At 33.0% G+C, this 10,884-nt stretch carries 12 protein-coding genes and 1 pseudogene; 2 read left to right on the top strand and 11 right to left on the bottom strand.

Going from position 1 to position 10,884, the window contains the following annotated elements:
• Positions 1 to 11 precede the first annotated feature (11 nt).
• Genes CRV04_RS02560 through CRV04_RS02570 form a run of 3 tightly spaced genes read right to left on the bottom strand, consistent with a single transcriptional unit; the run spans position 12 to position 2,678 of the window.
• Positions 12 to 770: an ABC transporter ATP-binding protein gene (locus tag CRV04_RS02560; RefSeq protein WP_128995049.1), complete on the bottom strand. Its 759-nt coding sequence runs from the start codon at positions 768 to 770 to the stop codon at positions 12 to 14.
• Entirely contained in the window at positions 770 to 1,765 is a 996-nt protein-coding gene (locus CRV04_RS02565) for a FecCD family ABC transporter permease (protein WP_128995050.1), read from the bottom strand. Before CRV04_RS02565 ends, CRV04_RS02560 begins: the two co-directional genes overlap by 1 nt.
• A 1-nt stretch (position 1,766) precedes the next feature.
• Positions 1,767 to 2,678 carry an LLM class flavin-dependent oxidoreductase gene (locus CRV04_RS02570; protein ID WP_128995051.1) on the bottom strand — a complete coding sequence of 304 codons (912 nt, stop codon included), beginning with the start codon at positions 2,676 to 2,678 and terminating at the stop codon, positions 1,767 to 1,769.
• 128 nt (positions 2,679 to 2,806) lie between these two features.
• Here CRV04_RS02570 and CRV04_RS02575 point away from each other — a divergent pair, with 128 nt between their 5' ends.
• Together CRV04_RS02575 and CRV04_RS02580 are read left to right on the top strand one after the other, a co-directional pair.
• A complete protein-coding gene (locus CRV04_RS02575; RefSeq protein WP_128995052.1) occupies positions 2,807 to 3,787 on the top strand; it encodes an ABC transporter substrate-binding protein in 981 nt (326 codons plus the stop codon).
• Complete coding sequence (locus CRV04_RS02580) at positions 3,765 to 4,502, top strand: class I SAM-dependent DNA methyltransferase (RefSeq protein WP_128995053.1); 738 nt, start codon at positions 3,765 to 3,767, stop codon at positions 4,500 to 4,502. The genes CRV04_RS02575 and CRV04_RS02580 overlap by 23 nt, the downstream gene beginning before the upstream one ends.
• A 32-nt stretch (positions 4,503 to 4,534) precedes the next feature.
• On the opposite strand, the gene CRV04_RS02585 is transcribed toward CRV04_RS02580, so the two are convergent.
• The 8 genes and pseudogenes from CRV04_RS02585 to CRV04_RS02615 all read right to left on the bottom strand — a co-directional run bounded on the left by CRV04_RS02585 (position 4,535) and on the right by CRV04_RS02615 (position 10,628).
• On the bottom strand, positions 4,535 to 5,572 hold the full coding sequence (locus CRV04_RS02585) for an ABC transporter substrate-binding protein (RefSeq protein WP_128995054.1): 1,038 nt from the start codon (positions 5,570 to 5,572) through the stop codon (positions 4,535 to 4,537).
• On the bottom strand, positions 5,562 to 6,161 hold the full coding sequence (locus CRV04_RS02590; protein WP_128995055.1) for a globin domain-containing protein: 600 nt from the start codon (positions 6,159 to 6,161) through the stop codon (positions 5,562 to 5,564). The genes CRV04_RS02585 and CRV04_RS02590 overlap by 11 nt, the downstream gene beginning before the upstream one ends.
• Before the next feature lie 248 nt (positions 6,162 to 6,409).
• Complete coding sequence (gene dksA, locus CRV04_RS02595) at positions 6,410 to 6,799, bottom strand: RNA polymerase-binding protein DksA (protein ID WP_128995056.1); 390 nt, start codon at positions 6,797 to 6,799, stop codon at positions 6,410 to 6,412.
• Positions 6,800 to 6,809: 10 nt separating this feature from the next.
• Positions 6,810 to 7,385, bottom strand: a complete 576-nt coding sequence (ribA, locus tag CRV04_RS12945; RefSeq protein ID WP_228126450.1) for a GTP cyclohydrolase II — start codon at positions 7,383 to 7,385, stop codon at positions 6,810 to 6,812.
• A 12-nt stretch (positions 7,386 to 7,397) separates the two neighbouring features.
• Positions 7,398 to 7,715, bottom strand: a pseudogene (hisI, locus tag CRV04_RS12950) (phosphoribosyl-AMP cyclohydrolase); the annotation flags it as partial.
• 9 nt (positions 7,716 to 7,724) lie between these two features.
• Positions 7,725 to 8,543: a metal ABC transporter permease gene (locus CRV04_RS02605; protein WP_128995058.1), complete on the bottom strand. Its 819-nt coding sequence runs from the start codon at positions 8,541 to 8,543 to the stop codon at positions 7,725 to 7,727.
• Positions 8,537 to 9,295: a metal ABC transporter ATP-binding protein gene (locus tag CRV04_RS02610; RefSeq protein ID WP_128995059.1), complete on the bottom strand. Its 759-nt coding sequence runs from the start codon at positions 9,293 to 9,295 to the stop codon at positions 8,537 to 8,539. The genes CRV04_RS02605 and CRV04_RS02610 overlap by 7 nt, the downstream gene beginning before the upstream one ends.
• Entirely contained in the window at positions 9,273 to 10,628 is a 1,356-nt protein-coding gene (locus CRV04_RS02615; protein ID WP_128995060.1) for a metal ABC transporter solute-binding protein, Zn/Mn family, read from the bottom strand. The genes CRV04_RS02610 and CRV04_RS02615 overlap by 23 nt, the downstream gene beginning before the upstream one ends.
• Between the last annotated feature and the right edge of the window lie 256 nt (positions 10,629 to 10,884).

The following is a 10,884-nucleotide window of genomic DNA, read 5'->3' on the forward strand; positions in this document are numbered from 1 at the left end:
AAAAAAAGTTTTTATACAGCGACGCAAATTTTTCTGTCATGCAAACACTCGATTTTTGATTCGAGTTGATAGACTTTTTCAATATTCTCCTCTCTTATAATGGTATTGGGGTCACCTTTTTCAAGTATCTTTCCTTTGTTTAAAAAGATGGCCTCATTTGATACAAAAAAGACATGATCTGGGTAGTGACTGGTTTTTATAAATGTAATATTTTGTTTGGACAAAGCTTTGATTTGATTAAGCAGTTTGTACTGGTTGCCAAAATCCAAACCATTTACGGGTTCATCCATGATAAAAATATCGGCTTGTTGCGTGATGGCTCGAGCGATTAAAATAAGTTGTCGTTGACCACCACTTAACGTGGTATAGATTTCATCTTTTAAATGCCCAATGCCCAACAATTCAAGCGCCTCTTGTGCAATTTGTTTATCTTGCTTATTGAAATTAGTAAAGAGCGATTTATATGGCATTCTTCCCATGAGAACAACATCTTTGACTAAATATCCAAAGGAACCGTCGTGTATTTGTGGAATATATGCAACACGTTGAAAAAAGTGTTTGGATTTGATTTTTCGTATAGGTTGGTTTTCAAAATAGACTTCACCTTGTGAGGGTTTTAAAAAGCCCAGCAAAAGTTTTAATAGTGTGGTTTTCCCACATCCATTTGGTCCCAATATTGAAATCACATCTGAAGAGTTGATTTCAAAATCAATTCCTTTTAATATCTCTTTTTTTCCATAAGAAAACTTTAGATTCTCAACTTTAAACATTATCCCCAACCTTTTTTTACATTTTTCAGTGCATACGCAAAGAATGGAATCCCAATAAGAGAAGTTAAGATTCCAATGGGTATTTCTACGCTGAAAAGCGTACGAGATACATTGTCAATGATCAATAAATAAATACCACCCAAGAGTGCAGAAATCGGTACGATTAAGATATTGTTGGAACCAAAAAGTAATCGAGCAATATGTGGAATCACCAATCCTACCCACCCAATCATTCCTGCAAGTACGACTGTAAATGCACTGATAAATGTGGCAATTAAGATGATGATAAAGCGTGTCAACTTGACATTAATCCCTAAACTCTTTGCTTCTTCGTCTCCTAAACTTAAAATATTGAGATACTTAGAAAGAAATATCATCAAGAATATTCCCAATAAAATAGGAACAGTCACCAGATAAATGGTCTCTTTATCAATCAAAGCCAAACTTCCCATGAGCCAATATACTATAGCAGGCAGTTCATCATATGGGTCTGCCATGTATTTTGTAATGGAGAGCATGGAGCTAAAAAATGCAGAGCTTACAACCCCTCCTAAAATAAGCAGTATGAGTTGGTTTTGTTTGTTGAAAAAAGAGATAAACAAAGCTATGAATACTGCTAAAATTCCAAAAACAAAAGAGGAGGCTTGTATGAGTAAAAAATCTTTAAAAAATATCATTCCTAAAGCTGCTCCAAAGGAAGCACCTGAAAGCACTCCCAAAATACCAGGAGAGACCAAAGGGTTTTTAAACATGGATTGAAAAGCTACCCCTGAAATGGCCAATGATGCCCCAATCAAAATAGAGGCAATGACTCTTGGAAAGCGAATCTCTATGAGAATGTTTTGGAGCAGTTGCGCATTTTCAACGTCAGCTAGCCCTAATTTAAACAGAAAAAACTGTACAATTTGCATGGTTTGTATTTCGTATTGTCCCAATGAGAGTGAACACACAGCCAGTATGATTAAAAGAAAAAATAGCACTAAAATCGACTTCATATTAACAATTCACCAAAACTTCTTGTGAAAATAGCTCCAATGATGCTTTGTTTTTTTCAACTTCATTTGAAATCGGTTTTAAAGCTAAGTGGGTAACACCCAAAGCTTTTAACTCATTTATTTTTTCTACGCAGGTTTGTTTATCACCAATGATACCATTTTCAATCCAATGGTTTTCATCATAAAATATCGGGTTGCTGATGCCTTGAGATTCCATTTGCTCTCTGAATCGTTTTAAGGCGGGCAGTGCTTCATTTATAGCTTCTTCATTGCTTTGAGCCATATAAAAACCACGTGAACACATCATCTTAGCTGAAGCATGATGAGGATGGAATTCTTCATATTGTGTTAACATGTTTTTTATGAGTGCCATTGGCCACAGATGTGCCGCCATGAGCCCAATATCTCTTTGAGCTGCATAACGGATACTGCTTTCATCTTTAGAAGCTATAAACGTCGGAATATTGCCAATAGGTTTTGGATAAACATCGCTTGATTCTTTTAAGTGAGAAAATATTTGGTCAAGATTATGTAACATGGATTTACGCGCATCTTCAAAATCAAAATGTTCGTTTTGTTTTTTAAAGGGACCACCTTTTGCGACACCAAAATAGAAACGATTATTGCTAAGAATATTCAGAGTCGCAATCGCCTCAGCAACAATAATTGGATTGTAAATGGGAGTCAGTATGGAAGCTGTTCCTACATTTATTTTTTTTGTGGACGCAATGATATATGCCATGAGAGTCAGGATGGAAGAGCTTAGACTGAATTTATTAAAGTGATGTTCAGTAATCCAAACATCATCAAAATTCAATTTTTCAGCGTGCATAATCAGATCGTGTTGATTTTGAAAAGCTGTTGAGTAATTGTTACCCCAGTTCTCATATAAAAGCATTAAACCTATATTCATTTTCTACCTACTTGCAATTTTTCGTTGTATATTGTAATATATAACGAATAAAAAGTCAACAGTTATTTACAAAAATATTGTATAAAAAATATACAGTTTGACCAAAAAGACTAAAAAAAGGAGTATTAATGAAGAAAATTTTATTTTTTCTGATGATTGTTGGTACTGTTTTCGCTAAAGAAAACTTTACTGTTTTTGGAGCTTCACCTCCAGCAACCTATTTTTTGTACTCATTCAATCCTAAGGTAATTGCAGGAATAAATTATCAATTCAAGCAACGTGAATTGACTTTTATTGACAGTAGTATAGCACAATTACCTGTAATTGGAGGTTGGTTTGGGCAAGGAAATACCCCAAATTTTGAAACTTTATTAAAAGTACAACCTAATTTGGTGCTCACTTGGAACTACAATAATGGATATAAGCCTGTAGATGACAAACTTAAAGGATTGGGTTTTAAAACGTATGGTGTGAATATTGCCACTATTGATGATTATGTTCATCTTTATAAAGAAGTAGGTGAAGTATTAAGAATGCAAAAACGAGGAGAGCGTCTTTCAAACTATGTACGCAAAGCTTTGCAAAAAGTACAGAGTGTGAAAGAGAAGGTTCAAGTAAAAAAAGTGGTCTATTATGCAGAGGGTGTAGATGGTTTGTTAACAGAGTGTCATGCCTCGATTCATGCAGATTTAATTGAATATGTTGGAGCGTACAATCCTCACAGATGCAGTAATAAAATTGGTTATGGACGTGAACGTATCACTGCCGAACAGTTGATGTTATACGACCCAGATGTTATTATTACACAAGAACGCAGTTTTTATGAAAATATTTATAAGTCACAACGTTTTAGAGATATTAAAGCAGTTAAGAATAAAGCAGTCTACTTGATACCAAGTACACCATTTAGTTGGTTTGACAGACCTCCTTCTTTTATGAAAATATTGGGAGCTCAATGGTTAAGCAGTCTTTTGTATACTGACTTGTATCCAAATAAGATTGAGAAGGATGTTGATGCATTTTATCAACTCTTTTTAAATGTCAAATTGAACAATAAACAAATAAAACAATTACTAAAGGATAATAATGGAAACGTTTTGGGATTTTAAATCTAAGAATTACCCAAGCCCACTGGATGCTTATGGATTAGTAACCCCCACTAAAGTGATTAATAAAGTAAGAGAGTTTGGTGTTGATTTTCACCAAAAAAGTATTTTAGATATTGGGTGTGGTACCGGTTTGTACAGCTCTATTATATCAAAAGAGGCTCAACATATTACAGGTGTGGATCTCTCTTCTGGAATGTTGCAACGATTTAAAGAGTATATTGCACACGATGGTGTTGAAAATATTGAGTTGTTGCAAAGTGATTTTAAACTTTTTGATGCACAACAGCAGTATGATATTGTATTAAGTGCTATGACACCAGCTATTGGAAGTTTCGAGGATTTACATACCATGATGGATTTGTCAAAAAAAACTTGCATTTATGTCTCTTTTTCTGCTCCAAGACATTCTCCTTTAATGGATGATATCCTTGCATTATTGGGAGTTGAAAATAAGTATAAAAGTAAATTCTTTGATACCAAAGAGTATTTAGAGTCTTTAGGATATCAGGTTCATGAAGATTTTTTTGAACACAATTGGTTACAAGAAGGAACCGTTGATGAGATGACAGATGATGTATTAGAACATTTAAAAATGAAAGATATAGAAGTGACTCGTATGAAAGTCAAGGAGCTTTTACAACCTTATGTAAAAGAGGACAAAATCATACGAGAGACTTTTTCAACAATTGGTCTGTTGGTCTGGCATGTGGCATGATTCAAAGAGGAGACATCATCTCCTCTTTGAGACTAAAAAGCCCCTTTAGTTATCTCTGTTAACTCATCATGTGTGAGTTTAATGTGAAAAAAGAGTTCGTAAAACTTTTGAATCTCTTGCTTGATATCTTTTGTATAATATTGTGGATACATCACAGAACTTAACCAATGAATTCCTAAAAGTCTCATGAATGAAGGAGGTCTGTCTATCCAGTTAAAAGGTGTTTTAGGCACTAAATAGACTCTTTTATTTTTGACTGCATCAAGCATCTTCCACTGAGCATTGAGAAAAATATCTTTGTAAAATTTTGCTGACTGTACGATGATAAAATCTGGATTGGCTTTAAAGATGCTCTCAAAGTTCAAACTCTCCATTCCCATGATATTTTTTTGAGTGCACTCATAGATATTATTTGCATTGATGTATCGAAATTGTGTGGTATGAAATGAGTTACTGCAGTCACTTTGTAGACCGTTAGCTCCTTGTGCATAATAAAAACTCACTTGCTGCTCTTTTGGAATTTTGTGAGTCATTTGGGCTATCTCATGTAATGTTTTCTCTGCATATGATGCCAGTGCCTCTCCTCTTTGTGTCATATTAAATAGTTTTCCCAAAAAACGAAAAGTTTGAGGTGTTTTTTCAAGCACATCAGCTTCAATCATTACTATAGGGATGTTGACTTTTTGAAGACTACTTTGGACTTGTTTGAGTAGAAAATCATTCTGCCATGCCAAAATAATTTGTGCATTGACACTTAAAAGCTTCTCAATACTTGCACCTTTTTGATTTCCATGCCATCCACCCAGGATAGGAAGATTCATAAAATGTTCTCCCAAATATTTTTCACTACCATAATTGTTTTGATTGTAAGCAGGAAAGTTAAGTCCTGCAAGCAGTTTTGGATTGTACAAAGCCACTAAAAATGTCGTGGGTGGAGCTGAACCAAAAACACGCTCTATGTTTTGAGGTACTTCTACATTGGTTTGACTCATATCTGTGATGGTTCGAGCAAAGAGTTGAAGAGTCAAACTGCATACAACAAAAAAAAGAAACAGAAATCTACTTTTCATGAGGCTCTCCTAAATTAAATTCATGTTCAATCTCAGAAAAAGGGTATCGTTTTGGGGTTTCCATCATGGTACGTCTGTTAATCATACGAAGTGACATGGCTTCAATCCATTCCCAAAAAGCTTGGATATGTTCTCTTGGAAAGTCAATATCTTTGAGTGTTTTTTTATAAAACATCAACCAAATATCACGAGCATGTTCATCAATGGTGAAAGGAAAATGACGTGAACGAAGGTGAGGGTGTCCATGTTTTGAAGAGTATCTCTCTCCTCCTCCTAAGGCTTCCATAAAAAATTCTGCTGTTCTTTGTGTGACCATTTCAAACATTTTTTCATCTTGACTGAAGAGATCTTTGATGGCACTTTTTTTCAAAAGTCCATGATGGTACTTCACCATTTTTATAATGTTTTCTTCACCAAATTCTTTAAAAATAGTTTTTGGAGGAAATGGTACTGGAGGATAAATGAAATCAACCATCACAGGTTTTACTCCATTGGGGTCAAATTTTTGAGTAATATCACAATTCCCAAAACTCTGAATTTGTTCTAGGGGTTCATGTCTTAAATTGACAATGGTCGGATTTTCTTTCATATGTGTCCTTTACTTATCTTTAATTGTGAAAAAGTGCAAATAGGTAAGTAAATAAACATCGTAGTATATTAAAATATATAACGATTGTCAATAAAAAATGAGTTACTATGAAACAATAGGCAATTCGTAGGGCATAAAAACTGTTAGCATTTTTTTATACATAGGTACTTTGATTTACTAGCAGTGTTGGGTCGAAAGTTCAAATCTCTTCGTTATCACTATCATATAAATCTTTCAGACATTTTCTCTTATTTTTTTTGGGGAAAGAAAACGGATAATTCTTTTTTTATACTTTTTTCATACAGAGGTCTACAATGAATACAAAACTTAGCGTGAGGTTTGATTTTTAATCGTTTAATTCCAATTTGTTCATCACACATTTCACATATGCCATAGGTTTTATCTTCTATTTTCTTAAGGGCTATATCTATCTCAGTTAGTTCTTGAAGTTGTTTTTCTCTTAACAATCTTAAATTATGACTGTCTGTAGAAATTTCTGCATAGTCCATTTCGTCATAACTTGTCTCACTTAATAATCCTTTTATAATATCTTGACTGGTACGGGTTTCTTCTAAAAGTTTTGTTTTCTTATCAAGTAATTGATTTTTTAAATTTTCGATATCTTTGTCTTTTAACATGCTAATCCTTTTAAAGTAGATGTCCAAAATGCTCTTTTTTTGTCTGTAAATAATTTTTATTGTGTTGGTTGATTTTTGTAATGGCGGGAATTCGCTCAATAATCTTGATGCCACTTTGCTCAACAAAGTCTATTTTCTTTGGGTTATTGGTAATAAGCTTAATTTGTTTTACTCCTAAATCCTTGAGGATATATTCAACCACTCTATAATCTCGTTCATCCTCTTGAAAACCCAGTTTTAAATTGGCTTCAACGGTGTTAAACCCTTGGTCTTGAAGGTTATAGGCATTGATTTTATTGACCAAACCAATATTACGTCCTTCTTGTCTGTGATAAATAACCAAACCACCTTCTTTTGCAATGAGTTCTAACGCTAAATCAAGTTGATTATTGCAATCACACTTTAAACTGCCAATACTATCACCCGTAAGACATTCGCTGTGGATTCTCACTAAAGGTGTTTCAATGCAGTCAAAATCTTTGCTCATGATGGCTAAATGTTCTTGACAACCATCTTTATAGGCTTTGACATTAAATCTACCATATCGAGTTGGAAGATTGGCAACCTTTGATTCAACAATATTTATCCTATCTTTTTTGTTAAGATATGAGCGAAAAAAACAAGATTTTGAACCTGTATGACAAGCAGAATTTCCAACTTGTTCTACAATAACTAAAATAGTGTCTTCATCACAATCTACTCTTAAATCAATAAGTTTTTGAATGTGACCACTGGTTTCACCCTTTTTCCAAATTCTATTTTTACTTCTTGAAAAATAGTGCACAATTTTTGTATTAACTGTTAACTCTAATGCTTCTTGGTTCATGTATCCTAGCATTAATATTTCGTTGGTTCCAAACTCTTGTGTAATTACAGGAACCAAACCATTTAATTTTTTAAAATCAATTTTTATCATTTTTCTTTCTTATTTATATTTTTTATGTTTTAGTGTAAATACAATAAGTGCACACAATGAACTTATCATAATAATAGAGGGACCTGAACTCAAATCAAAGTTATAAGATATTGTTAATCCAATAAGGGAAAAGAGTATTGATAGCAGTGTGGCGTTTACCATCATAGCAGATAAACTTTTTGAAAAAAAACTTGCAATATATATAGGAATTGTTAAGAGTGCTATAACTAAAATAAGCCCGACAACTTTTATTGCAACTACTATAGTTAAACTGGATAATACCAATATAAGTGTATAAAAAAACTTTGTTTTTATACCTCTTAAAGCGGCATACTCTGTATCATAGGATACTGCTAATATATCTCTGTAAAAAACAGATATGATGCTTATAATAACAGCTAGAAGTATACTCATATAGATAAGGTCATTTTCCGTTACGGCTAACAGCGAACCAAAGAGATAGCTCATGAGATCTGATTGATAACCAGGAGTAAGATCTACTAGAATAATACCAAAAGACATACCTGTTGCCCACATGATACCAATAAGAATATCCAAATGTTCTCTTTGCTTATAACTTGCCAACGCAATAATAATGGTTATAAATATACAAAAAAGAGAAGTAGAAAGAAGCATGGGAAGACCCAGATAAATTGCCAAGCCAATCCCCCCGTAAGCACTATGGGCAATTCCACCAGATAAAAATACCATTTTATTAATTACAACCAAACTACCTATAATCCCAGTAATGATACTTACTAATATAATTGATATCAATGCATGTTGCATAAATGTATAAGAGAGTGTATTAAAGAATGATTCTAACATCTACAGTCTCCTAACTTTTCTAATAATTCAACTTCACAAATATGAGAATTTGTATCTTCGAATTTTCTTTTTATTTTACTAAGGTCATGCGCTACTATAGTTTTATTGATATAAAATGCCCTTGTGGCATATTGCAATATCACTGAAATATCATGACTTACTACGAGCACAGTTATATGTTCACTGAGCTCTTTTAAAGTGTTGTATATCTGTTCACAACCTTTGACATCAATGCTTGCAGTAGGTTCGTCAAGCATAAGTATTTTTGGATTTGAGAAAAGTGCACGTGCTATAAATACTCTTTGTCTCTGACCGCCTGAAAGGTCAGCAATGGTTTTAGAAGCAAAATCAGCCATATTTACTTTTTTTAGAGTTTCAAGAGCTTTCTTTTTTTCCTCTTTTTTATATCCAAATAGTCTTTGACTAAGTGAGTTTTGTCCCATCATTACGACCTCTAATACATTTATAGGAAAGTTAATATTGATGTTTGTATTTTGAGGAACATATCCAATTTGTGATGTTTGTGTTATATACTCTTTGCCGAATATAGTGATGTTCCCTTTTTGTAAAGGGTTTATTCCCAAAAGAAGTTTTAATAGAGTCGATTTACCTCCGCCATTTGGTCCTATAATGGTAATAAAATCTTTCTCTTGTACAGAGAAGTTAATATCGGTTAAAACCTTTTGCTTTTCATAGGAAAAGCAAAGGTTTTCTACTGTTATAATAGTGTCAGTTGTTGTTTGCAATTGCATCAGCCATTTTTATCAAATTATTTGACCAATCTGCAGCTAAAGGTGTCTCTTTTATAACTTTTACATTGAGTTCGCTTGCAATAGCTCTAGAGCTTTTATCTGAAAACTCAAGTTGCGTAAATACTGCTTTTATATTCTCTTCTTTAGCATAATCTATAATTTTACTTAACATCTTTGGTTTTGGTTCTTTCCCCTCAACTTCAATAGCTACTTGAACGAGACCATACTCTTTTGCAAAATATCCCCATGATGGGTGAAAGACTAAAAATTTTGATCCTGTTTCAATATTCATCAAGAGATTTTTAATTTTGCTATTCGTAGCATTTATCTCATCTAAGAAATTTTCATAGTTTCTTTTATAATATGAGCTGTTTTTTGAATCAATACTGACTAAAGCATCATAGATGTTTTTTGCCATAATTTTTACATTTGAAGGACTTACCCAGCTATGTGGATCGTTTTCACCATGATGGTGATGATGTTCATGTCCATGTTCATTTGCTTCAGGGTGTTGTGCAACTGGTTCTACATCATTTCTAGCCAAGTCTTTAAAGAAGTGCTCTTTCCCTTCAAACTCAAAAGGCAAGTGTTGTGTAAAGAATATATATTCTCCATCCTCTTTTATAGATACTTTAAATAGAGTTTGATCTTTATTTTGATCAAAGTGTAATTCATAAGTTGTTTCATTTTTACTTAGGGTATCACCATGTTTTGCAATAGTTGTTTTTGATTCAAAAATCTTTTTTGCTTCATCCTCATGTTCTTCTATTACATCACCTTCATCTCCATGATGATGACCGTGTCCATGATTATCTTCATGAACTTCCATCATTAAAAATCTCATTTTAGGATCGGCATATTTTCCATCAACTTTATCAAAGCTCCAAGTGTATTCCCCTTTTTTAAGCTCAAAAACACCAGCCCATTCAAAAGGCAATTCCTCTTCGCTATGAACTCCATGTTGATCATGGTCCTCATGTTCAGTAAACATCTTTCCATGATCAGGCATCTTTATAAATTTAATACCTTTTGTCATCTCGATAAACTTCATTTTTTTATTTTGCTCTTTAAATTTATTTAACCAAGCATTTTCAAACTCTATCTTGATAGGAAAATAAATATCTGCTTCAGAGATGGCAACCATTTGAGAAGGTTTTGGTTCATATGAGTGTGGATCACTTCCTGGTTTAACCATGGTTGTTACATTTACTTTATCACCCCCAATTTTTTCAACAAATGTTTGCTGTGGTATGACACTTACAACAACATTAACCTTTGCATAACTTACTGTTGCAAATAATAAACTAAATAGTAAAAGAACAGATTTTTTCATTTTGTCTCCTTTTGCAACTGAGTTGCATTTATGGAATAGTAACAAATAAAAAATTAAATGCAACTAAGTTGCATTTTGATAAATGAATAAAATAAAATTCATAGGGTGTACGTTTCAATTTATTTCTCTGGGCAACAGGCTTAAACAGTTAGATTAATAATTAATTAATTATAATTGGAATCTGAAAAGATTGTGTTATAATAAATGAAAAGTACTTATTATGAAAAAGATTTTTATTATATTCTTTTCATTATTC

The organism is Candidatus Marinarcus aquaticus (assembly GCF_004116335.1).
Classification (GTDB): Bacteria; Campylobacterota; Campylobacteria; order Campylobacterales; family Arcobacteraceae; genus Marinarcus; species Marinarcus aquaticus.

Coding starts and splice junctions, on each gene's coding strand:
- CRV04_RS02560 (WP_128995049.1), bottom strand. CDS start 770: ATGTTTAAAGTTGAGAATCTAAAGTTTTCTTATGGAAAAAAAGAGATA.
- CRV04_RS02565 (WP_128995050.1), bottom strand. CDS start 1,765: ATGAAGTCGATTTTAGTGCTATTTTTTCTTTTAATCATACTGGCTGTG.
- CRV04_RS02570 (WP_128995051.1), bottom strand. CDS start 2,678: ATGAATATAGGTTTAATGCTTTTATATGAGAACTGGGGTAACAATTAC.
- CRV04_RS02575 (WP_128995052.1), top strand. CDS start 2,807: ATGAAGAAAATTTTATTTTTTCTGATGATTGTTGGTACTGTTTTCGCT.
- CRV04_RS02580 (WP_128995053.1), top strand. CDS start 3,765: ATGGAAACGTTTTGGGATTTTAAATCTAAGAATTACCCAAGCCCACTG.
- CRV04_RS02585 (WP_128995054.1), bottom strand. CDS start 5,572: ATGAAAAGTAGATTTCTGTTTCTTTTTTTTGTTGTATGCAGTTTGACT.
- CRV04_RS02590 (WP_128995055.1), bottom strand. CDS start 6,161: ATGAAAGAAAATCCGACCATTGTCAATTTAAGACATGAACCCCTAGAA.
- dksA (WP_128995056.1), bottom strand. CDS start 6,799: ATGTTAAAAGACAAAGATATCGAAAATTTAAAAAATCAATTACTTGAT.
- CRV04_RS02605 (WP_128995058.1), bottom strand. CDS start 8,543: ATGTTAGAATCATTCTTTAATACACTCTCTTATACATTTATGCAACAT.
- CRV04_RS02610 (WP_128995059.1), bottom strand. CDS start 9,295: ATGCAATTGCAAACAACAACTGACACTATTATAACAGTAGAAAACCTT.
- CRV04_RS02615 (WP_128995060.1), bottom strand. CDS start 10,628: ATGAAAAAATCTGTTCTTTTACTATTTAGTTTATTATTTGCAACAGTA.